This window comes from Streptomyces sp. NPDC048664, assembly GCF_040650555.1.
Classification (GTDB): Bacteria; Actinomycetota; Actinomycetes; order Streptomycetales; family Streptomycetaceae; genus Streptomyces.
In genome coordinates, this window is record NZ_JBEZHK010000006.1 from 85,319 (window position 1) to 107,457 (window position 22,139).

The window sequence follows — 22,139 nt, forward strand, 5'->3', positions numbered from 1 at the left end:
ACCTCGCACCCGCCCGCCCACGGAGCCGCTTCGACGAGGGAGCGGTCGCCCGAGAGGCATGGTCGTTCCATGGGTCATCCTTGACCTGTACATGGGAATTTGAGGGTTTCGCGCGTCACCGGAGTGCCGCGACCATCTACGCGTGTAGTCCCGCCGCGAGCCGTACTCCCCGCGCCACCAGCGCAGTTGACCCTCGATCCTCGAGACCCAGGAGCACCGAATGCCCGTTCCTCCCATGAACCGCCGGGAGTTCGTGAAGAAGTCGGCCGTCACCGGTGCGGCCGTGGCCGCCGCGGGCACCGTCGCCGCCGCCCCCGCAGAGGCCGCCGAGCACCGCCCGGGCCACATGCCCGAACACACGCCGCGCACCTGGTCGTTCTCCATCCTGGGCACCACCGACCTGCACAGCCACGTCTTCGACTGGGACTACTACCTGGACGCCCCCTACAAGGACAAGGCGGGCAACTCCGTGGGTGTGGCGCGCGTCGCCACCCTCATCAAGCAGCAGCGCAAGGCCAAGGGGGAGCACCGCACCCTGCTGGTCGACGCGGGCGACATCATCCAGGGCACCTCGCTGGCCTACTACTTCGCCCGCGTCGAGCCCATCACGGGCTCGAAGGGCAAGAAGGGCCCCAAGCACCCGATGGCCGTGGCCATGAACCACATGCGCTACGACGCCGCCGCCCTCGGCAACCACGAGTTCAACTACGGCATCGACACCCTGCGCAAGTTCGAGAGCCAGTGCGACTTCCCGCTGCTCGGTGCCAACGCCCTGGACGCCAAGACGCTCCGCCCCGCCTTCGCGCCGTACACCGTCAAGCGCATCTGCGTCCCCGGTGCCCCGGACATCAAGGTCGGCATCCTCGGTCTCACCAACCCGGGCATCGCCCTGTGGGACAAGGACAACGTCAGCGGCAGGATGGTCTTCCCGGGCCTGGTCGAACAGGCCAAGAAGTACGTGCCGCGCCTGCGCGCCCTCGGCTGCGACGTCGTCTTCCTGACCGACCACTCCGGCCTGGACGGCTCCTCCTCCTACGGCGACGAGCTCCCGTACGTCGAGAACGCCTCCAACCTCGTGGCCGAGCAGGTCCCCGGCATCGACGCGATCCTCGTGGGCCACACCCACGTCGAGGTGCCGTCGTACACGGTGAAGAACAAGGAGACCGGCGCGGACGTCCTGCTCTCCGAGCCGTACTGCTGGGGCTACCGCCTGAGCGTCTTCGACTTCGAGCTCGAACTCCACCACGGTCAGTGGAAGGTCACCTCCAAGAAGGCGCAGACCCTCAACCCCAACACGGTGGACGAGGACCCGGAGATCAAGAAGCTCCTGCAGGCCGACCACGAGCTGGTCGTGAAGTACGTGAACACCGCCGTCGGCACCTGCACCGCCGACCTCTCGGCCGCGGACTCCTGCTGGAAGGACGTCCCGATCATGGACTTCATCCACCAGGTCCAGATGGACGCGGTGAAGGCGGGACTGTCGACGGCCGACGCCGCCCTCCCGCTGATCTCGGTCGCGGCCCCCTTCAGCCGCACGGCCGACATCCCGCAGGGCAACGTCACCATCAAGGACATCGCCGGGCTCTACATCTACGACAACACCCTGTACGGCAAGAAGCTGACGGGCGCCCAGCTCAAGGACTACCTGGAGTACGGCGCCAAGTACTACCACCAGGTCCCCGGCGGCACGAAGGTCGACACCGCGACCCTCACCAACGCCAACAGCTTCTGGGACTACATGTACGACACCGCGGCGGGCGTCTCGTACGACATCGACATCGCGCAGGCCGAGGGCTCCCGGATCAAGAACCTCAGCTACAACGGCGCCCCGATCGCCGACGACCAGGTCTTCGTCGTGGCCGTCAACAACTACCGCGCCAACGGCGGCTCCGGCTACCCGCACATCGCCGCGGCGCCGATCGCGTACAGCTCGACCAACGAGATCCGCCAGCTCATGATCGACTACGTCACCGCGAAGAAGTCCCTGAACCCGGCCGACTTCGCCGTCACGAACTGGAAGCTGACGCAGGACGGCACCCCGGTGTTCTGACCGGACCGGCCGACGACCGAGCGCCCCCACCGGCAACGGCGGGGGCGTTCTGTCGTGCGGGCGCGTGTACGAGGCGGTCGCCACGCCGGCGCCCCCACAGGGGGCTCAGCTGAAGACGATCATCGAGCCCTGGGCGAGGCTCCGGGTCGCCGCCGCGTGCAGACCGAGCCAGACGTGGCGTTCACGGGCGAAGGGGCTCGGGTCGTACGGGGCGGGGGAGGCCGGTTCCTCCAGGGCGGTGGGCGCCGAGGGGGGCCGCGGGGCCATCGGGGGGTTCACCGGGTCGATGCCGATGGCCGGGGCCACCGCCTGCAGTTCCCGCAGCAGGGCGTGGGTGGAGCCCAGCGGGCCGCCGCTCGCCAGGAGTTCGTCGCTGGACAGCGGCTGGGGGAAGTCCACCGGGACGTACGCGCCGGCGTGGTCGTAGTGCCAGACCAGATGGGACTGCTGGGCGGTCGTCTCGAACATCTCCAGGAGCTGTTCGTAGTCGCCGCCCAGCTCGTCCACCGGGGTCACGGCGAGCCCGCACACCTGGAGCAGGTAGGCGCGGCGCAGGAAGTGCAGCGCGTCGTAGTCGAAGCCCGCGACCGGGGCGACCTCGCCGGTCAGGCCCGGCATGTACTGGTAGACCGGCACCGGGGGCAGTCCTGCCTCGCCCAGCACCTTGTCGTAGAGGGCGAGTTCGTCCGCGAACGGGTTGTCGGGGGTGTGGCACAGCACGTCGACGAGGGGGACCAGCCACAGGTCACAGGCCAACAGTAAGCTCCTCGGCTTGTCGGGACGGCTCATCCAAGTGGTGCAGGCAGCGTAATGGCCGCGGCGGCGCGGCGCCTCAGCGGTGCGGGGGGTGCGCGCAGCACGGGTCGTGCAGGTCCCCTACCCACACCCCGCCGCCCCACTTCACGGGCCGCCCCACCAGTTCGTCCACCGTCCGCCGCAGCGGCTCCTGGTACTGCTGCGGGGGCGGCACGAGCACGCCCGCCCTCCACTGGCCCGCATGCCCTCGTTCACGTGGGCGGAGGGTCCCGCGCTCAACCGGCGCCCGGCGGGGGGAGCAGCGCGAGGGAGTGGGCGTTGTACGAGGAGACGACGGACCGCGCGGCGGTCGGATCGTTGCCGGCCAGGGCGTCCACCAGTTCGGTGTATCCGGCCCACAGCCGGCCCCGCAGCCCGGTCGCCCCGCGCAGGTACTGCACCGTGCAGACCCAGGACTGGACGCGCAGGCGGTGCAGGAAGTCCGCGAGGTACGGGTTGCCGTACAGGCCGCTGAGCTCGCGCCAGAAGCGCAGGTCGTAGCCGATGAGGACGTTCAGGTCGCCGACTGCCGCCGCACGGTGCGCCTCCTCGCCGCGGCGGCGTACGGCGGCGAGGGCGGTGCCGTAGCCGACGGCGGAGGTGATGGTGCCCCACTCGCCGGCGAGCAGGCGCAGGAACATTCCCTCGGTGACCAGGCCGCGGGCCTCGATCATGCCGCGGTAGTCCTCCAGGGAGTACGCGTGCACCTCGAACCCCCGGTGCTGCACGGCGTCCAGCAGGCCCTGGGCCGCCAGGTCCACCAGGGCCTCGCGGACGGGGGTCGCGGAGACGCCGTACTGCTCGGCGATCTCCTTCACCGTGAACGCGCGGCCCGTCTGCAGGCGTCCGGCCAGCATCTCGTCGCGCAGCGCGTCGGCGACCTGCTGGCGCAGGGTGCTGCGGGTGACGGCCCCATGACCGTGCATCACACTCAGGCTCCCCATCCGAGTCAGGTGACGTACACAGACGACATACAGCCACGCGTCACCTTACGCGCTGAACCCCCCGCGGGTGGGTGGTGGGTTTCCGCGCAGTTCCCCGCGCCCCTCAACCGGTACGTGGTCGTCTGCGGGTCCGCGGTGGGATCTCGCGCGGTTCCCCACGCCCCTGTCCGGCGTGGTCCGGTGCGTCGTCGTCCGCGGGCGGCATCGCGCGCGCAGCGCGCCCTCAGGGGCGCGGGGAACCGCGCGCCCCACCACGACGCACCCGCAGACGACAACGCACCGCCGTGAGGGGCGCGGGGAACTGCGCAACAGCCCACCGCGCACCCGCAGGCGACCACACACCGGAAAGGGGGCGCGGGGAACTGCGCGAGAACCGCCCGCTACGACACGTACTCGTCCGCCACAGCCAGCGCAGCGTCCAGCGCCGCCAACCCCTCCTTGGCCTCCGCCTCACTCACGGTGCACGGCGGCACCACATGCGTCCGGTTCATGTTCACGAACGGCCACAACCCCCGCGCCTTCGCCGCGGAGGCGAACGCCGCCATGGGAGCGTTGGCCTCCCCGACGGCGTTGTACGGAACCAGCGGCTCCCGCGTCTCCCGGTTCTTCACCAGCTCCAGCGCCCAGAACATGCCGACCCCCCGCACCTCACCCACCGAGGGGTGCCGCGAGGCAAGCTCCCGCAGCCCCGGCTCGATGACCTGCGCCCCGACGACGGCCGCGTTGGCGACCACGCCCTCCTCCGCCATGACGTTGATCGTCGCCACGGCCGCGGCACAGGCCAGCGGGTGCCCGGAGTAGGTGAGCCCGCCCGGGTAGGGCCGCTTGCCGAAGGTCTCCGCGATCCTCCCGGAGATGGCGACACCGCCGAGCGGCACGTACCCGGAGTTCACGCCCTTCGCGAAGGTCATGAGGTCGGGCGTCACCTCGAACAGGTCCGCCGCGAACCACTCGCCCGTACGCCCGAACCCGGACATCACCTCGTCCAGGATGAAGACGATGCCGTACTTGTCGCACAGGTCGCGCACCCCCGCGAGATACCCGCGTGGCGGCACCATGATCCCGGCGGTGCCGGGAATGCTCTCCAGCACGATCGCGGCGACGGTCCCCGGCCCCTCGAACGCGATCGTGGTCTCCAGGTGCTCCAGCGCCCGCTCGCACTCCTGCTGCTCGGTCTCGGCGTAGAACCGCGAGCGGTACAGGTACGGCGCCCAGAAGTGCACCACGCCCGCCGTGCCGCTGTCGGAGGCCCAGCGGCGCGGGTCACCGGTCATGTTGATGGCCTGCTGCGTGCCGCCGTGGTACGAGCGGTACGCGGACATCACCTTGGCGCGGCCGGTGTGGATGCGCGCCATGCGCACGGCGTGCTCGATCGCGTCGGCGCCGCCGTTGGTGAAGAAGATCTTGTCCAGGTCGCCCGGCGTGCGCTCGGCGATCAGCCGGGCCGCCTCCGAGCGGGCCTCCACGGCGAACGCGGGCGCGAACGTGGTCAGGCGGGCGGCCTGCTCCTGTATCGCGGCGACCACCTTGGGGTGCTGGTAGCCGATGTTGGTGAAGACGAGGCCGCTGGAGAAGTCGAGGTAGCGGTTGCCGTCGTAGTCCCAGAAGTACGACCCTTCCGCACCGGCGACGGCGAGCGGGTCGATGAGCTCCTGGGCGGACCAGGAGTGGAAGACGTGCGCACGGTCCGCGGCCTTGACGGCCGCTCCTGCCTGAGGGTCGGTGTGAGGGGTCATGCGCGGAAGCGTAGGTGCCCGGGGCGCCGGGCGACATCGGCGTCCTGTCCCACGGTCCGGGCGGGAACGCGACAGTGTGTCGACGTGTGCCGCGCGCCCCCCGGTGCGACGCGCGTTCGACCTGTTACCCAACCGTGGACGGTCTTCTTCCCGGCTTCCGCCGCGACGGCACTATCCTCGGCTGTCTCAAGGGCTGGGGGCGGCACGGGAGCGGGTGGGACGCGGCGATGGAGAAGCTGCATGCGGGGGATCCGCAGCGGATCGGGGCCTATCGGCTGCTCGCACGGCTCGGCGCCGGCGGCATGGGCCGGGTGTATCTGGCCCGCTCCGACCGGGGCCGCACGGTCGCGGTGAAGCTGGTGCGGCGGGAGCTGGCGGAGCAGGAGGAGTTCCGGGCCCGCTTCCGGCAGGAGGTGCGGGCGGCGCGCCAGGTCGGCGGATACTGGACCGCACCGGTCCTGGACGCCGACACCGAGGCCGAGATCCCGTGGGTGGCCACCGGCTATGTCGCGGGACCCAGCCTGTACAGCGTCGTGTCGCGGGAGCACGGGGCCCTGCCCGAGCGCACCGTGCGCATCCTGGCCGCCGGGCTCGCCCACGCGCTCCAGGACATCCACGCGGCCGGGCTCATCCACCGCGACCTCAAGCCGTCCAACGTCCTGGTGACGATCGACGGGCCCCGCGTCATCGACTTCGGTATCGCCCGGGCCCTCCAGACCCCCGGCGCCGACGGGCTCACCCGCACCGGCGCGCTCGTCGGCTCCCCGGGGTTCATGGCGCCCGAGCAGGTGCGCGGCGACCGGATCACACCGGCGTGCGACGTGTTCTGCCTGGGCTCCGTGCTGGCGTACGCCGCCACGGGCAGCCTCCCCTTCGGCGCGACCGACAGCGGGGTGCACGCGCAGATGTTCCGCATCGCGCAGGAGAAGCCCGACCTGGACGGCATGCCCGAGGAACTCGCCGACCTCGTGCGGGACTGCCTGCACAAGGACCCGGACGCCCGCCCCACGCCCGCCCGGATTTTGGAGCGGACCGGAGCCGAGGACACGGTCTCCGGCGGACGCAGCCGCGACCCCTGGCTGCCGGGTTCGCTGGTCGCGCAACTCGGGCGGCACGCGGTGCGGTTGCTGGACGCCGAGGACCCGCAGGAGGCGGCGGCCGCCGACGGTCCCGCGACGGTGCAGCTCACCAAGCAGCCCCCGGCGCCCATGGCGGCGCCCGCGCCCGAGGACGCCCCGCGTGCACCCGGGCACGCCCCCGTAGGCGACGCCCGGGCCGGTGCCGGGGCGCCGCGGCCGGCCCCGGTGGCCGCGGGCGCCCCGACGCCCGCCGAGCCGCCCACGGCCGGAGCCACGGCCGGCGCGGCCGCCGGCGCGCCGGGAACCCCGCCGCCGGTCTCCGCCGCGCCCCCGCATCCCGCCTACGGCTATCCGCAGCAGCACCAGGCGTACGCCTCCTACGGCCCCTACGGCTCCCCGCAGCAGCACGCACCCGGTCCGACACCCCCGTACGGCCCGCCCCCGTACACCGGTACGGGTACCGGCACCGGCTTCGGTCCGGCGGGCTACGGCGCGGTCCCGGCCCCTTCGGCGCCCCGGGGCCGCAGCGGCCGGGCCACCGCCGCGCTGGTCATCGCCGCGCTGGTGGTGGCGCTGGGCGCGGGCGGCTCGGTGTTCGCGCTGATGAAGGGCACGGGATCGACGACCGGCGCCGCCGCCGGCACCCCGACGACCCCGGACACCGGCACCGCCGCCCCCGCGCCGCCGGACACCGCGGCACCCGGCTCCCCCGCACCCTCCTCCCGGCCCTCCGGGGGCGGAGCCGTCCCCGACGCCTACCTCGGCACCTGGACCGCGTCCATCGACAGCGCCACCAGCCACAGCACCCGCCAACTGGTCATCAGGCAGGGGAAGGTGGGCGACGCGGTGCTGTCCGTGACGGCGGACGGCCCGGCGGGCGCCGGCTCCTACCACTGCGTCTTCGAGGCGAGGCTGTCCGGAGCCCCCGCCGGGAACGGCCCGTTGGAGATCGGCCCGTCGACGGTCGTGGTCGGGCAGCCCGCCTCGTCCTGCACGCCGGGCGGTGCGACACGGCTGACGGTCCTCGCGGCCGGCGCCCTCCAGCGCGTGAACACGAGCACCGGTGAGTCCCTGACCTACGTCAAGAAGGCGCACTGACGCCCGGACCCCGCGCCGACCAGGGCGGTTTCACCGTCCTTCAGCGAGGCTCCGGAGGCCGCTGGCGCGGCATGTTCGGCCGGGCGCCGCCGGGCGGGGTGAACCTGCCCGAGGCGCCCCCCTCCGGTCGCGGCGCGGCCACGGTCGTGGACTGGATGCCGAGCGGCCCCGAACGGGCCCGGAACTCCACCATCCAGTCCGCTGTCTCGGCCCGCACCAGCTCCGTCACGTCCTCGGAGAACCGCCGCAGCACCGCCAGACACCGCTCGGCCGCCTCCCCGGCGGTCCCCTCGGTGGGCCCGAGCACCTCGCGCACGCTCTCGGAGGCCCAGTCGAACTGCAAGGCCTGCAAGCGCCGTTGCACCGCCTGCGCGGTCGCCACGTCCCGCATCCAGCCCGACGTCACCCCGAAGAAGCGGTCCGCCGCGACACACGCGGCCCCGAGCAGCAGGGACAGATAGGCCCAGGGCGCGACCCCGCCGACCACCGCGGTCAGATCGAGCAGGGGCAGCGCGGCCCCGCACACCGCCCCGGCGGCGGCCCCGCCCCGCAGCAGCAACGCACCCCGCCGCTTCCACGTCCGGTTCGCCAGATACCAGGCCGCCGTCCGCAGCGCCCGGGACTCCACCCACCGGTACAGCTCGTCCAGCCGCTGGGCGGGCTCCCCCCAGTCCCCGTGCGGGAAGGGCCGTCCCGTGAGGTCGTCCGGCCGTGCCCTCGCCGTGCCCTCGTCCCGCTCCTCGTGGAGAGGGCCCTCCGGCTGCATCTCCGGCTGGCTCACCCGGCACTCCCTACCGGCGGCTGTGACGTCCCGCCATGCTCTCGTGACGCACGGTGCTGAGGCGCCGACTCCTTCCTACCTCCCAATGGGTGGCGAAGCCCCGCGTTCTGCCGTCAATGCGCCCGGAAGTGGTCCCTGGTCAGGTATAAGCCACCCCCCGAAGTCACCCGGACGAGTGAGGCGTGTCGGATCCGCGCGAAAACCGCTCCCGCACCTCGTCCAGCCGGTTCCGGGTGGACTACCGGGGCGAGCGTCGCGGTGACCACGTAGGCTCGTGCCAGGCGGGAAAATCGCCCGTTTGACCCCCGACAGCCGACCGAACCGTACGAGACCAGGAGCTCATCGTGATTCCCGGTGGTGGCCAGCCCAACATGCAGCAGTTGCTCCAGCAGGCCCAGAAGATGCAGCAGGATCTCGCGAACGCGCAGGAGGAGCTGGCGCGGACCGAGGTCGACGGCCAGGCGGGCGGCGGCCTGGTGAAGGCCACGGTCACCGGTTCCGGGGAGCTGCGGGGCCTGGTGATCGACCCCAAGGCGGTCGATCCGGAGGACACCGAGACGCTCGCGGACCTGGTCGTCGCGGCCGTCCAGGCGGCCAACGAGAACGCACAGGCGCTCCAGCAGCAGAAGCTCGGCCCGCTCGCGCAGGGGCTGGGCGGCGGCGGCATCCCCGGGCTGCCGTTCTGACATCGCGGCGGCCGACTCACGGACCCGTCCCTTCTAAGAAGGGCGGGGGCCAACTACGGTACGTACCGGAACGCACCGGAGTCCCTTCCGGAAGTCCAGGTCGTCCGAGCAGTGCATGAAGTTCAGGCAGTCCACGAAGTTCAGGTAGTTCGGGAAGCAGGAAGGCAGTCCGTTGTACGAAGGCGTGGTCCAGGACCTCATCGACGAGCTGGGGCGGTTGCCCGGCGTCGGTCCCAAGAGCGCGCAGCGGATCGCCTTCCACATCCTGCAGACCGAGCCGACGGACGTACGCCGCCTCGCCCAGGCGCTGCTGGAGGTGAAGGCGAAGGTCCGCTTCTGCGCTACCTGCGGCAACGTCGCGCAGGAGGAGCTGTGCGGCATCTGCCGTGACGCGCGCCGCGACGTCTCGGTGATCTGCGTGGTGGAGGAGCCCAAGGACGTCGTGGCGATCGAGCGCACCCGCGAGTTCCGCGGCCGCTACCACGTCCTGGGCGGCGCCATCAGCCCGATCGAGGGCGTGGGCCCGGACGACCTGCGCATCAGGGAACTGCTCGCGCGACTGGCCGACGGCACGGTCACGGAGCTGATCCTGGCCACGGATCCGAACCTGGAAGGCGAGGCCACGGCCACCTACCTCGCCCGGATGATCAAACCCATGGGCCTCAAGGTCACCCGCCTGGCCAGCGGCCTCCCGGTGGGTGGCGACCTGGAATACGCGGACGAGGTCACCCTCGGCCGGGCCTTCGAGGGGAGACGACTCCTAGATGTCTGACGCCACGCTGCACTCCACGACGCAGGACCCCGACGACTTCGCCGTGCAGATCGCGGACCAGATCGAGAGTTTCCTGGTCGCCGTCACCGAGGTCGCCAAGGGCGACGAGCCGGACTCGGCCATCCCGTTCCTTCTGCTGGAGGTCTCCCAGCTGCTCCTCGCGGGCGGCCGGCTCGGCGCGCACGAGGACATCGTGCCGGACGAGCGCTACGAGCCCGACTCGGGCCCGGACGCCGACGCCGACGAGCTGCGCGAGCGCCTCGCCACCATGCTGGACCCGATCGACGTCTACTCGGAGGTCTTCGACCCCTACGAGCCGCGCACCGCGCCGGTCCCGGCCCGGATCTCCGACGACCTCGCGGACGTCATCACCGACCTGCGCCACGGCATGGCCCACTACCGTGCGGGCCGCACCACCGAGGCCCTGTGGTGGTGGCAGTTCTCGTACTTCTCCAACTGGGGATCGACCGCGTCCGCGACGCTGCGCGCACTCCAGTCCCTGGTCGCGCACGTCCGGCTGAACCAGCCCCTCGCGGAGCTCGACGGCCTCGACACGGACGAGGACCTCGGCGACGAGGTGCTGGCCGAGCAGGCGGGCAGGGTGATGGCCCAGGAGATCGCGGGGCCGCTCGGACTGCGGACCGTCAAGTAAGCCCACTCCGCGCGCGCTGTGACACGCGGCACTTTCCGAGTACGTACGCCCTCCCGGGGGCAGATGCGCTGCTGGAGCGGCCGGAGGACGCCATGGTGAGCGGGACATCTCACCATCCGGGATGCCGGAAGTGGAATCCGGCCGCTCGATAGACTGAGCCGACCGGACCTGCAAGCTGTGCGGGTGCGGAAAGAGACACACTGAGCGAGGAGCGCACGTGGGCCTTGTCGTGCAGAAGTACGGAGGCTCCTCCGTAGCCGATGCCGAAGGCATCAAGCGCGTCGCCAAGCGGATCGTGGATGCGAGCAAGAACGGCAACCAGGTGGTTGTCGTCGTCTCCGCGATGGGCGACACGACGGACGAGCTGATCGATCTCGCCGAGCAGGTTTCCCCGATGCCTGCAGGGCGCGAGTTCGACATGCTGCTGACCGCCGGAGAGCGGATCTCCATGGCACTGCTGGCCATGGCGATCAAGAACCTGGGCTACAACGCCCAGTCGTTCACCGGCAGCCAGGCAGGTGTCATCACCGACTCGGTCCACAACAAAGCCCGGATCATCGATGTCACGCCGGGCCGTATCCGTACGGCGCTGGACGAGGGCAACATCGCCATCGTCGCCGGCTTCCAGGGCGTCAGCCAGGACAAGAAGGACATCACGACCCTGGGTCGCGGAGGCTCCGACACCACCGCTGTCGCGCTGGCCGCCGCCCTCGACGCCGAGGTCTGCGAGATCTACACCGACGTCGACGGCGTGTTCACCGCCGACCCGCGTGTGGTGAAGAAGGCGAAGAAGATCGACTGGATCTCCTTCGAGGACATGCTGGAGCTCGCGGCCTCCGGTTCCAAGGTGCTGCTCCACCGCTGTGTGGAGTACGCACGCCGTTACAACATCCCGATCCACGTCCGGTCCAGCTTCAGCGGACTGCAGGGCACGTGGGTCAGCAGCGAGCCGATCGAAGGGGTCAAGAAGGTGGAGCAGGCCATCATCTCCGGTGTCGCGCACGACACCTCCGAGGCCAAGGTCACGGTCGTCGGCGTGCCGGACAAGCCGGGCGAGGCCGCCTCGATCTTCCGCGCCATCGCCGACGCCGAGATCAACATCGACATGGTGGTGCAGAACGTGTCGGCCGCGTCGACCGGTCTCACCGACATCTCCTTCACCCTCCCGAAGACCGAGGGGCGCAAGGCGATCGACGCCCTGGAGAAGCGGCGTACGGGCATCGGCTTCGACTCCCTGCGCTACGACGACCAGATCGGCAAGATCTCCCTGGTCGGCGCGGGCATGAAGACGAACCCGGGCGTCACGGCCACCTTCTTCGAGGCGCTCAGCGACGCCGGCGTGAACATCGAGCTGATCTCGACCTCCGAGATCCGCATCTCGGTCGTCACCCGCGCCGAGGACGTGCCGGAGGCCGTGCGCGCCGTGCACACCGCGTTCGGCCTGGACTCCGAGAGCGACGAGGCCGTCGTCTACGGAGGCACCGGACGATGAACGCCCTCCCCCGAGGGGGCATGGGCCGTCGTACGACCCGCACGGAGGGTCGATGACGGCGCGGGCCGGGAAGCCGACGCTCGCGGTCGTGGGAGCGACCGGGGCCGTCGGCACGGTCATGCTCCAGATCCTGTCCCAGCACGCGGACATCTGGGGTGAGATCCGTCTGCTCGCCTCGCCCCGCTCGGTGGGCCGCAAGCTGACCGTGCGCGGCGAGGAGGTCGAGGTCCTCGCGCTCAGCGAAGAGGCGCTCACCGGCGTCGACGTGGCGATGTTCGACGTACCGGACGAGATCGCGGAGCGGTGGGCGCCGATCGCCGCCGCCAAGGGCGCGGTGGTGGTGGACAACTCGGGCGCCTTCCGGATGGACCCCGACGTCCCGCTGGTCGTTCCCGAGGTCAACCCGCACGCCGCCCGGGTGCGCCCCCGCGGCATCATCGCCAACCCCAACTGCACGACCCTCTCGATGATCGTGGCACTCGGCGCGCTGCACGCCGAGTTCGGGCTGCGCGAACTGGTCGTGTCCTCCTACCAGGCGGTCAGCGGTGCGGGCCGCGCGGGCATCGACACCCTGCGCCGGCAGCTGTCGCTCGTCGCCGGTACGGAACTCGGCACCCACCCCGGTGACGTGCGGCGCGCGCTGGGCGACAACACGGGTCCGTTCCCGGAGCCGGTCGCGCTGAACGTCGTGCCGTGGGCCGGATCCCTGCGCGAGGACGGATGGTCCTCGGAGGAGATGAAGGTACGGGACGAGTCCCGCAAGATCCTCGGCCTGCCCGAGCTGCGCGTGGCCGTCACCTGTGTGCGCGTGCCCGTGGTCACCACGCACTCGTTGACCGTCCACGCGCGCTTCGAGGGCGAGGTCACGGTCGGCCACGCGCGCGAGATCCTCGACACCGCGCCCGGTGTGGTCCTCTTCGACAACCCGGCGGCGGGCGAGTTCCCCACGCCCGCGGACGTGGTGGGCACGGACCCGACCTGGGTGGGCCGGGTGCGGCGTGCCCTGGACGATCCCACCGCCCTCGAACTGTTCGTGTGCGGCGACAACCTGCGCAAGGGCGCGGCCCTGAACACGGCGCAGATCGCCGAGCTGGTGGCGGGCGAGCTGAGGACAACCGGGCAGTAGGGGCGCTGCCGGACCGTGTTGGACGGCATCGGACGGCATCGGACGGCGTTGGACGGCGTTGGACGGCGTTGGAGCGTGCCGGACGGCGTCGGACCGGACGGCCGGGGCGAGCGAATTCCCTTGCCTGATGTCTGAAACGTTTGCAGGATTCGTGGTGGTTGTGTGCAGGACCATGGTCCGGACCACTTGAATCGACCCCTCTCGGCGTTCGAAGATTTCCCTCCCCGCCCTCGCAACCGCGCGCGGGGCGGGGAGCGTCTTTGCGGTCGCCTTCGGGGGCTGGGCGCCACCACACACGGGGCATAAAGGAAGAGCTGGTACGCATGAGGGCACTTGACGCACGGTCCGTGCCGGGGGGCATACGACGGGGCGTGCACGGGGAGGGGACGCCGCTCGGGGATGTGAAGGCGCACCGGGATGTGAAGACGCGCGGGAAAGCCCGGCCCGCCGCGTACAACCCTGGCCGGGGACGACGTGTCCAACTGGCGTGGCTGAGGTTCTGGAATTCACCGCGGTACAGGCGAGGGGCGCGGCCCTTCGCCCGCCTCGCCGTCGCCCTCGCGTGCCCGGCACGCCCGGCGGCATGCCGGTGATCGCCCCCATGCCCACGACGCGGCGGCCCGCCCGCATACCGAACCAGCGTGAGACACCGCAGGAGCCGCGCGACGCACGTGAGGCGCAGGGGTCGGACGCGGCACGTGAGCGGGGATCGGCGCGTGCCGAGAGCGCCGCCGACGCGACGGCCGCCGGCACCACCGTCGACCACCTGACCGAGACCTACCGCGCCCACTACCGCTCCCTGCTGGGTCTGGCGGCCCTCCTCCTCGACGACACCGCCTCCTGCGAGGACGTCGTGCAGGAGGCGTTCATCCGCGTCCACTCGGCCCGCAAGCGCGTCCGGGACCCCGAGAAGACCCTCGCCTACCTGCGCCAGACCGTCGTCAACCTCTCGCGTTCGGCCCTGCGACGCCGCATCCTCGGCCTCAAGCTGCTGTCGAAGCCGATGCCGGACATGGCGAGCGCCGAAGAGGGCGCCTACGACCAGTTGGAGCGCGACGCGCTGATCAAGGCGATGAAGGGCCTCCAGCGGCGCCAGCGGGAGGTCCTGGTGCTGCGCTACTTCGCCGACATGACCGAAGCCCAGGTGGCCGAGACGCTCGGAGTCTCCATCGGGTCCGTGAAGGCGTACGGTTCCCGTGGCATAGCGGCGCTGCGCGTCGCGATGGGGGCGACGGCATGAGCGAGCACGACAAGGGCGTCGTTCCCTGGGGGCACGACTCCCACGAACGGCACGAGCCTTACGCGTGGCGGGAGCCGACAGACCGGCGAGAGCCCGACGAGAACGACCATGAGCAGCACGCTGGGAACGCACCTGTGAACCAACGCCCCGACGCCCCGTCCCCCACCGACCCCGACATCGGTGGCCGCGCCCGCGACGAGGCCGGTACCGGCTCGGGCACCGGCACCGGTGCGGACGTCGGCGTCGGTATGGATGGTGGCGCCGATACGGGCGGTGGCGAGCCGGGGCACGGTGCGGCCCCGGCCCCCGAGGGGCCTGGGCTCGGTGCGCTCGATGCGGAGGATGCGCCCGGTACGGACGAGGAAGCCCTGAGGCAGCTGCTGCACCGGGCGGTGCGGGAGATCGAGCCGAGCGACGGCACGCTGGAGCATCTGCGACGCGCGGTGCCGGCCAGACGGGCCCGCAAGCGGCAGGCCGTGGTCGGCGTGGCGGCCGCCGCCCTGTTCTTCGGCACGGCGATCCCGGCCCTGGTGCATGTCTCGGACACCACCGACCTGGGCGCCGACCCCGCCATCGCCGGACAGGCCTCCCAGGCCGGGCAGGACACCGCCGAGGGCAAGGACCCGGACGGCGGTTCCCGCGACGCCGCCGGCGCTTCCGGCACGTCCAGGACACCGGGCAAGGACGACGGGAAGGGCCAGGGCGACCAGCCGGGCAACGGCGTCAGCAGCGGGGCCACCGGCTCCGCCGACCCCTCCGCCTCCCCGCAGAGCGCCCCGGCCTGCACGGCGACGCAACTCGGCGGTGCGACCGCCGCCGCGGGCGGCCCGGACTCCGCGGGCACCATCTACGGCTCGTTCCACGTCGTCAACGTGTCCGCCTCGGCCTGCACCGTCTCCGACGCCGGCAGCGTGACCGCCGCCGCCCAGGGCGCCGCGGACGCGTCCAAGATCAGCGTGGTCACCCATGTCACGACCGACGCGGCCACCGGACTGCCGGACCCGGCCCAGGAGGTCGCCTCACTCGTCCTCGAACCGGGTGCCGGCTACGAGATCAAGTTCGCCTGGATGCCCTCGCAGACCTGCCCCACGACGGGGGGCGGCACGGGCCCCGGCCCCACCTCGGACCCCACTCCCTCGGGCACCCCGAGCGCGAGCGACGGCGCGGGCGGGGAGAGTGGAGCGGCACCGCAGCTGATGAGGGAGGACGGCGTGGCCGACGGCAGTGTGACGGTCTCCCACACACCGGCCACCGGCACCGCGACCTCCACCGCGACCATCCCCGACGCGTGCGCCGGCACGATCTACCGCACCGGCCTCCTCCCGGCCACCTCCTGACCCGGCCGGACCACGGCACGTCCGCCCCCGGGAACAGCCCTCACCGACACCGGCACCCCTCTTCCCGCCGGGCCCGGCCCCTCGGCCGGCCCGTGACCCGGGTCCGCGGCCCCCGGTCAGTGGCTCTGGGGGGGGCGTGGCTCTGGGGCGTGCCTCTCCAGAGGTTCCGGTGCGGGCGACCCCGTCTCGGACGCGGGGGGCATAGCCGACCGATGACCCGCCCCGCGGCCCCGGCCGATCGGCTCAGGACTGCGCGGCCCCCGCGCGGCCCCCGGTCTCACGCGCGGAAGCGGTGTCGGTGTCGGTGTCCGTGTCGCCGCCGCTGTCGCTGTCGCTGTCGGCCTCGGACGACAGGCCGACCGACCCGCCGCCGGCGCCCTCCTCGGCTGAGGACACCCCGGGAACCGGGCCCGCACCGCCGGTCACAAGGCCCAGCTCCGCGTCACGGGCGTACTCGACCTCCCGCCGCAGCAGCCGGAACCACATGAACACCGTGAACCCAGCGAAGACGAACCACTCGCCGGTGTAGCCCAGGTTCTGGAACGCCTTCAGGTCCAGCCCGCCTCCCGCGGGCGCCGTCGCCGGTACCGCCCGCATCCCGCTGTCGGCCTTGTCGAGGGTCACCCACGCGTCGTACACGTCGTACGGCACCAGGTTCACCAGCGACGCGGCGCTGATCGCCGCGGTCTGCCCGGCGGGCAGACCACCGCCCGTGCCCGCGCCCCCGGAGCCCGGGCTCTCCGAGGCCTGCAGAGCCCCTGTCACCGTGACCTCACCGGCCGGCGCGGCCGGTGCCTTCGCGGCGTCCGCGTCTCCCGGCAGCCAGCCCCGCACCACCGGAAGTGCCTTGCCCGACCCGGTCCGCAGCATGGTCAGCACGTAGTACCCGCGCTTGCCGTCCAGCTCCCGGTCCGGCACCAGCAGCTGCTTCCCGTACCGTCCGGTCGCGGTCGCCCGCATCCCCGACGTCCTCTGGTCCACCGGCAGCAGGTCGCCCAGGGGCCGGGCCGCCTGCGTACGGTCCGTCGCGGCACGCTCGGTCTGGGTGTGATGCTCCTGCACGCGGGCCTCGAACCGGCTCAGCTGCCATGACCCCATGAAGACGCAGAAGGGGATGGCCAGCAGCACGAAGGCGTTGATCCCCCACCATCGGGGCGTCAGCAGAAACCGGTACACGCCTCAAAGGTACGGTGCCGCCCACGGGGACCCGCCCGTGGGTCCCGCGCGCCGGTCCGGCCGCCGGGGGGCCAGCCACGCCGGGTGACGGTGCGGTACCCGGGCCGGCCGCCACACCGTGCCACCACACCTGGCCACCGCACCGCGGCAGGGGCAGCCGGGCCTACCTCGCCGTCCCCGTTCCTCCCACCTCCCTCGAAACATCCGCCGACGTGGACGCCGATGTCGATGCCGACGCTTCTGGCGATGCGGACGCCCCGGCCGTGCCCAGATGGCGTGCGGCGAAGTCCAGCTCCAGCCGAACCTGCTTGATCCGCTCGTCGACCACGAGGGAACCGTGCCCGGCCTCGTACCGGTACACCTCGTGCACCGCGTCCCGCGCGGCGAGCCGGTCCACGTAGTTCTCCACCTGACGGATCGGGCAGCGCGGGTCGTTCACCCCGGCCGAGATGTACACCGGTGCCTTGACCGCGTCGACGTACGTCAGCGGCGACGACGCCTCGAACCGCTCCGGAACCTCCTCCGGGGTGCCCCCGAGCAGTGTCCGGTCCATCGCCTTCAGCGCCTCCATCTCGTCGTTGTACGCCGTGACGTAGTCACCGACCGGGACCTGCGCGATGCCCAGGGTCCAGGCCTCGGGCTGGGTGCCGAGCCCGAGCAGCGTCAGATATCCACCCCACGATCCCCCCATCAGAACGAGCCGCTGCGGATCCGCGAGCCCGGAGGACACAGCCCACTCACGGACCGCCGCGATGTCCTCCAGCTCGATCAGCCCGACCCGATGTCTGAGGGCGTCCGTCCACTCGCGCCCGTATCCCGTCGAGCCGCGGTAGTTGACCCGCACCACCGCGTACCCGTGGTCCACCCAGGCCGCCGGGCCCGCCGCGAAGGCGTCGCTGTCGTGCCAGGTCGGACCGCCGTGGATGTCGAACACGGTCGGCAGCGGTCCGGTCACGCCCGCCGGCGTCTGCACCAGGGCATGGACGCGCCCGCCGGGCCCCTCGACCCACACGTCCCGCACCGGCACCGATCCCGGGGACTTCATGCCGGGCGGATCCAGCACGACCTCCCCGGACGTGGAGCGCACCACGGACGGCTCGGCGGCCGACGACCACAGATACTCCACGGTCCCGTCGGGACGCGCGGTCGCCCCCGACACCGTGCCCGGCGCGGTGGGCACTCGCCGCAGCTCCCGCGCCGCCAGGTCGTAGCGGAAGAGCTCGCCGCGCGCCTCGAAGTCGTGCACCACCAGCAGGGCGGAGCCGTCCGGATACCACTCCGCGGTCACGTCACCGGGCAGATCCAGTGCCAGGTCCGTCTCCTCGCCCGACGCGACGTCCCACACCATCGGCTCCCAGCGGCCACGCCGCTGGTGTCCGATCAGCAGCCGGGTGTCACCGTCGACCGGTGCGAAGCCCAGTACCTCCAGGCCCAGCTCGACCGTGCCGCCCTTGCTGTCGTCCAGCTCCGCGACCATGGAACCGTCGGGCCGCAGCACTCGCAGCGCCGAGTGCATCGCGTCCCCGTGCTCGGTGTGCTCGACGGCGATCAGCGAGCCGTCGTGCGAGAGGTCGCCCACTCCGGCCGACTCGCGGTGCCGGTAGATCTCCACCGGCTCCTGACCGGCCCGCACCAGGTGGATCGTCGACCCGTCCTCGTCGGTGGAGCGGCCCACGACCGCCGTCCGCCCGTCCCGCCCGACCGCGAGCCCGGCCGGATACGACGGCTCCAGCCCGGGCGCGGCCGGCGCGTCAGGATTCTCCTCTCCGGCGGGCGTGCCGGCCGCGAACGGCCGGCGCCGCCAGATGCCGAACTCGTCGCCGTCCTTGTCGTCGAACCACCAGATCCATTCGCCGTCCGGCGAGAGCAGTCCGTCCGTCGTACCGTTCGTCCGGTCCGTCACCTGGCGCTGTTCGCCCGTGGTCCGGTCCCACGCGTACAGCTCGAACGTCCCCGTCGCGTTGGACACGAACAGCGAGCGGTGCGGTGCGTCCTCCGCCCAGTCCGGCAGTGACACCCGCGGTGCCCGGAAGCGCTTCTCCCAGTCCGGCATGTCCCCACCGCGCCGTGGTGAGGCGGACCCGTTGCTCTGCGTCATGGGCCAATAGTGCACGCCCCGGACGACTTTGTGCGGCGAAGGCCCCCAGCCTGTGGACAACTCGCCGGGAGAACTCTTTGACCAGGAATGATCCACAGCCGTCGTTGTCGGCGGGCCGCCGCCGGCGCCGTACTGTTCGCCCGGTTCAGGGCCGATTGTCAGTGCCGGGATGCAGACTCGCCCCATGACTTCGATGACCGATCTCCGCACCACGGTGGAGGCCTTCTGGGCCGCCGCCGAGGCCCGTGACTGGGCGGCGTTCGCGGACACCCTGACCGAGGACGTCGTCTACACCCTTCCGCAGACGCGTGAGCGCGTTCGCGGGCGCGAGAACTTCCTCCGTTTCCAGCGTGAGTACCCCGGCGACTGGCATCTGCGCGTCGAGCGCGTGGTGGCCGAGCCCGGACAGGCCGTCTCCTGGCTGCACTTCACCGTCGGACTGGAGGAGATGTACGGCATCTCGTTCTTCACCGCCGACCGGGAGGGCCACATAGCCACGGTGACCGAGTTCTGGCCCGAGCCGTACGAGCCCCCGGCGGGCCGCGAGCACCTGGTCGAGCGGTACTGACCACGGGTGCGCGAAGCACCGCGCCGCGAGCCACCGCGGCCGCGGCGCCGCCGAAGGCGGTCAAGCCGTCCGACGGCACACGTGGCCGCTTTCGCTGCCTGAGCGCCCGCCTCGACCCGTACGGCCCACGTCACCCGCGCGCCCCGCACTTCCCCAGTGCCCCGCACCGCCTACGCCTCCGACGTGCCCAACCTCCCCGACGGCTCGCGGCGTCCGCGACCGAGGAGTTCGGCCAGGCCACGACGCGTCGCCGCGAGGACCACGCGGTCCTGCGGACGCAGGACGTAGGTCGGCGGCAGGTTCCAGACCAGACCGGGGGGCCGGTCGCCGGTGCCCGACTCCGGGTCGGGCTGCTGGTCCCGGTCGCCGGGAGCCCGGGCGTCCAGGGCCAGCACACGCCAGGCTCCCGCACGGAACGCCTCGGCGATGGTCCGCCCCTCCAACTGCGGATGACCGGCCACGTCCACGGCGGCGAACAGCAGTACCCGCCGCTCCACCGGGATCGCGCCCAGGATCTGCCGCCCCAGCATGGCTCCGGCGAACGCGGGAGCCGCCAGATGCGACACGCTGCGACTGCGGGTCAGCGCATGGGGGTGCGCCGCGCGCAGGGTCCGGTAGACGGCGGTCGCGAAGTCGTCGTCGTACAGGCGCAGGACCACCCTGAGGTCGGGCCGAACCGAACGCGCGTACAGAGCGGCCTCAAGATTCGTGGTGTCGGCGCTGGTCAGCGCGAGCAGGGCGTTCGCCCGGTGGATCTTGGCGGCCTCCAGGACGCCTTCCTGCGTCACGTCCCCGAGCACGACCGGCACACCGAGCCGCCGCGCGGTGGCGAGCCCCCGCGCCTCGGGATCGCCCTCGACGCACACCACGGGGATCTTCAGCTCCCGCAGCCTGGTCATCACCCGTGTGCCGATCTTCCCGACCCCGAGCAGCACGACATGCCCGGACAGCCCGCGTGGCGGCTTCCGCGTCGCGGACCCGTTGCGGAAGGTGCCGAGCGCCTCCAGCACGGCGGCGAGCAGCACAGGGAGCAGCAGCAACCCCATGAGCCCGGACAGCAGTTGCAGGATCTGCCGTCCGATGGGCTGGCCGAGTGCCGGGTCGTTGATGGCGAAGAGGTCGAGCAGCGTCAGGTAGGTCGCCCGCAGCGGAGGCTCGCCGGTGACGGCCATCGACGCGACCGCGAGCGCGACGACACAGGCGATGAGCCCGGCGACCGACCACCGCAGCCGCCGCGACAGCAGCCGGCCCAGGGGGACGCCGCTGCGCCCGGTGGGCAGCGAGGGGCCCGCGTACGAGACGTTCTCCAGGACGACCGTTCCGCGCCCGGTGGCCCGCGCGACCGCCTCCTCGTCGGGCAGGAGCCGGGGTCCCAGATCACCGCTGCCCTCCGAGCCGTCGGCTCCGGCGGGATCGCTGGACGTCGCGGACAGCAGAGCCAGCGTGCACAGTCCCGGATCCGCCACCTGACCGGGCCCCGGCGGCGGGCGCTCGACGGCCCGCAGCATCAGCCCGTCGGTCTGTACGACCTTGGTGGTGCCGGCGACGGCCGTGGCGGCCAAGGCGGGCGCCGCGGTGTCCGCGTCGGACAGCACGGTGGTGGACGCGTCGACCGCCCCCACCGCACCGTCCGCCCCGCCCGAGGCGAGCGCCGCGGCCTGGTCGAGAAGTGCCTCTATGTGCTGTCCGAGCCGCCGGTTGTACAGGCGCAGGACGAGCCGCAGCCGCGGATTGAGGCGGCGCGCGGTGAGCGCGGCGCGGATATTGGTCTCATCGTCGTCGTAGACGAGCGCCAATGCGGTCGCCCGCTCCACCCCGGCCTCGGCCAGCACGGCCTCGGACGCTTCCGAGGCCTCCTGAAGCCGGACCGCCCCCGGAGCCCCGGCCGCGCGAGCACCGTCGGCGTGGGCGCGCCCGTCGGAGCCGTTGCTATTCCCGTTCCCGTTCCCGTTGCCGTTCCCGTTGCCCGCCGCCCGGGTGACGGCGGCGGACACCCGGTCCAGCAGCGCCGAGGCGCGTGCCCGACCCACCACAGGCTGCCGGGCCATACGGTCGGACCGCGGAACGACGAGCGTCACCTGCTCGCCGTAGACCCCGCGCAACTCGGCGGCCAGCCGGTGCGCGAGCCCGTCATCACCGCACACCACCATGTGCGGGCCCGGGCCACTCGACCCGTTCTGCTGCGGAACGTCTGCCACGCCGGGAAAGACTGCCCTATCCGTGGCCCTGGTTCCACAAGCGCCAGGCGCACCCTGATCCTTCGGGAGCCATACCGGCCAACGTGCGGCTGTCCTGGACTCCTTGACACCACGCACGCCGTCCACCCTGCCAGGACGCGCGGTCCCCGCACCTCACAGGGTGGCCCACCGGCCATCCCGCCCCCGGCGGCGCCCGGGCCGGCGATGAGCAGGTCGGCGCCGCATGAGTCATACTCGTGTGTGTGCCCGGCCGTGTTCGCTGTGTGCACAGGGCGCAGGAAGCCGCCACCGGCCGGACCAGTCCCTGAGGG

The 22,139-nt window shown here is 72.2% G+C and carries 18 protein-coding genes; 10 read left to right on the forward strand and 8 right to left on the reverse strand.

Annotated elements, in window-relative coordinates; genetic code table 11:
- Nucleotides 1-220 precede the first annotated feature (220 nt).
- Nucleotides 221-2,050 carry a 5'-nucleotidase C-terminal domain-containing protein gene (locus AB0C59_RS08790; protein ID WP_363002074.1) on the forward strand — a complete coding sequence of 610 codons (1,830 nt, stop codon included), beginning with the start codon at nt 221-223 and terminating at the stop codon, nt 2,048-2,050.
- 105 nt (nt 2,051-2,155) lie between these two features.
- On the opposite strand, the gene AB0C59_RS08795 is transcribed toward AB0C59_RS08790, so the two are convergent.
- From AB0C59_RS08795 to AB0C59_RS08810, 4 genes are all read right to left on the reverse strand, one after another.
- On the reverse strand, nt 2,156-2,806 hold the full coding sequence (locus AB0C59_RS08795) for a hypothetical protein (RefSeq protein ID WP_363002076.1): 651 nt from the start codon (nt 2,804-2,806) through the stop codon (nt 2,156-2,158).
- A 76-nt stretch (nt 2,807-2,882) separates the two neighbouring features.
- Nucleotides 2,883-3,026 (reverse strand): hypothetical protein, encoded by a 144-nt coding sequence (locus tag AB0C59_RS08800; protein ID WP_363002078.1) that lies wholly within the window; start codon nt 3,024-3,026, stop codon nt 2,883-2,885.
- A 55-nt stretch (nt 3,027-3,081) separates the two neighbouring features.
- Nucleotides 3,082-3,771, reverse strand: coding sequence for a GntR family transcriptional regulator (locus AB0C59_RS08805; RefSeq protein ID WP_363002080.1), 690 nt, complete (start codon nt 3,769-3,771; stop codon nt 3,082-3,084).
- A gap of 398 nt (nt 3,772-4,169) precedes the next feature.
- Nucleotides 4,170-5,525, reverse strand: coding sequence for an aspartate aminotransferase family protein (locus tag AB0C59_RS08810; RefSeq protein WP_363002082.1), 1,356 nt, complete (start codon nt 5,523-5,525; stop codon nt 4,170-4,172).
- Between the two features lie 227 nt (nt 5,526-5,752).
- Between AB0C59_RS08810 and AB0C59_RS08815 the strand changes: the two genes are divergently transcribed.
- Nucleotides 5,753-7,702, forward strand: coding sequence for a serine/threonine-protein kinase (locus tag AB0C59_RS08815; RefSeq protein WP_363002084.1), 1,950 nt, complete (start codon nt 5,753-5,755; stop codon nt 7,700-7,702).
- 40 nt (nt 7,703-7,742) lie between these two features.
- Here the strand turns inward: AB0C59_RS08815 and AB0C59_RS08820 are convergent, their stop codons facing one another.
- Complete coding sequence (locus AB0C59_RS08820) at nt 7,743-8,483, reverse strand: SLATT domain-containing protein (RefSeq protein WP_363002086.1); 741 nt, start codon at nt 8,481-8,483, stop codon at nt 7,743-7,745.
- Nucleotides 8,484-8,827: 344 nt separating this feature from the next.
- Here AB0C59_RS08820 and AB0C59_RS08825 point away from each other — a divergent pair, with 344 nt between their 5' ends.
- The 7 genes from AB0C59_RS08825 to AB0C59_RS08855 all read left to right on the forward strand — a co-directional run bounded on the left by AB0C59_RS08825 (nt 8,828) and on the right by AB0C59_RS08855 (nt 15,788).
- Entirely contained in the window at nt 8,828-9,169 is a 342-nt protein-coding gene (locus AB0C59_RS08825) for a YbaB/EbfC family nucleoid-associated protein (RefSeq protein ID WP_363002088.1), read from the forward strand.
- A 172-nt stretch (nt 9,170-9,341) separates the two neighbouring features.
- Nucleotides 9,342-9,941 carry a recombination mediator RecR gene (gene recR, locus AB0C59_RS08830; protein WP_363002090.1) on the forward strand — a complete coding sequence of 200 codons (600 nt, stop codon included), beginning with the start codon at nt 9,342-9,344 and terminating at the stop codon, nt 9,939-9,941.
- Complete coding sequence (locus AB0C59_RS08835; protein WP_363002092.1) at nt 9,934-10,593, forward strand: DUF5063 domain-containing protein; 660 nt, start codon at nt 9,934-9,936, stop codon at nt 10,591-10,593. Before recR ends, AB0C59_RS08835 begins: the two co-directional genes overlap by 8 nt.
- Nucleotides 10,594-10,810: 217 nt before the next feature.
- Nucleotides 10,811-12,085, forward strand: a complete 1,275-nt coding sequence (locus tag AB0C59_RS08840; protein ID WP_363002094.1) for an aspartate kinase — start codon at nt 10,811-10,813, stop codon at nt 12,083-12,085.
- 52 nt (nt 12,086-12,137) lie between these two features.
- Nucleotides 12,138-13,211 (forward strand): aspartate-semialdehyde dehydrogenase, encoded by a 1,074-nt coding sequence (locus AB0C59_RS08845; RefSeq protein ID WP_363002096.1) that lies wholly within the window; start codon nt 12,138-12,140, stop codon nt 13,209-13,211.
- Between the two features lie 487 nt (nt 13,212-13,698).
- Nucleotides 13,699-14,451 (forward strand): SigE family RNA polymerase sigma factor, encoded by a 753-nt coding sequence (locus AB0C59_RS08850; RefSeq protein WP_363002098.1) that lies wholly within the window; start codon nt 13,699-13,701, stop codon nt 14,449-14,451.
- On the forward strand, nt 14,448-15,788 hold the full coding sequence (locus AB0C59_RS08855; RefSeq protein ID WP_363002100.1) for a hypothetical protein: 1,341 nt from the start codon (nt 14,448-14,450) through the stop codon (nt 15,786-15,788). The genes AB0C59_RS08850 and AB0C59_RS08855 overlap by 4 nt, the downstream gene beginning before the upstream one ends.
- A gap of 243 nt (nt 15,789-16,031) precedes the next feature.
- Here the strand turns inward: AB0C59_RS08855 and AB0C59_RS08860 are convergent, their stop codons facing one another.
- Both AB0C59_RS08860 and AB0C59_RS08865 read right to left on the reverse strand, forming a co-directional pair.
- Nucleotides 16,032-16,964 (reverse strand): SURF1 family protein, encoded by a 933-nt coding sequence (locus AB0C59_RS08860; protein WP_363002102.1) that lies wholly within the window; start codon nt 16,962-16,964, stop codon nt 16,032-16,034.
- A 163-nt stretch (nt 16,965-17,127) separates the two neighbouring features.
- Nucleotides 17,128-19,062 (reverse strand): prolyl oligopeptidase family serine peptidase, encoded by a 1,935-nt coding sequence (locus AB0C59_RS08865; protein WP_363002104.1) that lies wholly within the window; start codon nt 19,060-19,062, stop codon nt 17,128-17,130.
- Between the two features lie 184 nt (nt 19,063-19,246).
- Between AB0C59_RS08865 and AB0C59_RS08870 the strand changes: the two genes are divergently transcribed.
- Complete coding sequence (locus tag AB0C59_RS08870) at nt 19,247-19,630, forward strand: nuclear transport factor 2 family protein (RefSeq protein ID WP_363002106.1); 384 nt, start codon at nt 19,247-19,249, stop codon at nt 19,628-19,630.
- A gap of 170 nt (nt 19,631-19,800) precedes the next feature.
- On the opposite strand, the gene AB0C59_RS08875 is transcribed toward AB0C59_RS08870, so the two are convergent.
- Entirely contained in the window at nt 19,801-21,780 is a 1,980-nt protein-coding gene (locus AB0C59_RS08875; RefSeq protein ID WP_363002400.1) for an NAD-binding protein, read from the reverse strand.
- Nucleotides 21,781-22,139: the final 359 nt, after the last annotated feature.

What these genes read in the sequence shown, in the direction of transcription:
- AB0C59_RS08865 (WP_363002104.1), bottom strand. Translation starts at nt 19,062, where the DNA reads ATGACGCAGAGCAACGGGTCCGCCTCACCACGGCGCGGTGGGGACATG.
- AB0C59_RS08790 (WP_363002074.1), top strand. Translation starts at nt 221, where the DNA reads ATGCCCGTTCCTCCCATGAACCGCCGGGAGTTCGTGAAGAAGTCGGCC.
- AB0C59_RS08835 (WP_363002092.1), top strand. Translation starts at nt 9,934, where the DNA reads ATGTCTGACGCCACGCTGCACTCCACGACGCAGGACCCCGACGACTTC.
- AB0C59_RS08810 (WP_363002082.1), bottom strand. Translation starts at nt 5,525, where the DNA reads ATGACCCCTCACACCGACCCTCAGGCAGGAGCGGCCGTCAAGGCCGCG.
- AB0C59_RS08805 (WP_363002080.1), bottom strand. Translation starts at nt 3,771, where the DNA reads ATGCACGGTCATGGGGCCGTCACCCGCAGCACCCTGCGCCAGCAGGTC.
- AB0C59_RS08870 (WP_363002106.1), top strand. Translation starts at nt 19,247, where the DNA reads ATGACTTCGATGACCGATCTCCGCACCACGGTGGAGGCCTTCTGGGCC.
- AB0C59_RS08845 (WP_363002096.1), top strand. Translation starts at nt 12,138, where the DNA reads ATGACGGCGCGGGCCGGGAAGCCGACGCTCGCGGTCGTGGGAGCGACC.
- AB0C59_RS08875 (WP_363002400.1), bottom strand. Translation starts at nt 21,780, where the DNA reads ATGGTGGTGTGCGGTGATGACGGGCTCGCGCACCGGCTGGCCGCCGAG.
- AB0C59_RS08815 (WP_363002084.1), top strand. Translation starts at nt 5,753, where the DNA reads ATGGAGAAGCTGCATGCGGGGGATCCGCAGCGGATCGGGGCCTATCGG.
- AB0C59_RS08855 (WP_363002100.1), top strand. Translation starts at nt 14,448, where the DNA reads ATGAGCGAGCACGACAAGGGCGTCGTTCCCTGGGGGCACGACTCCCAC.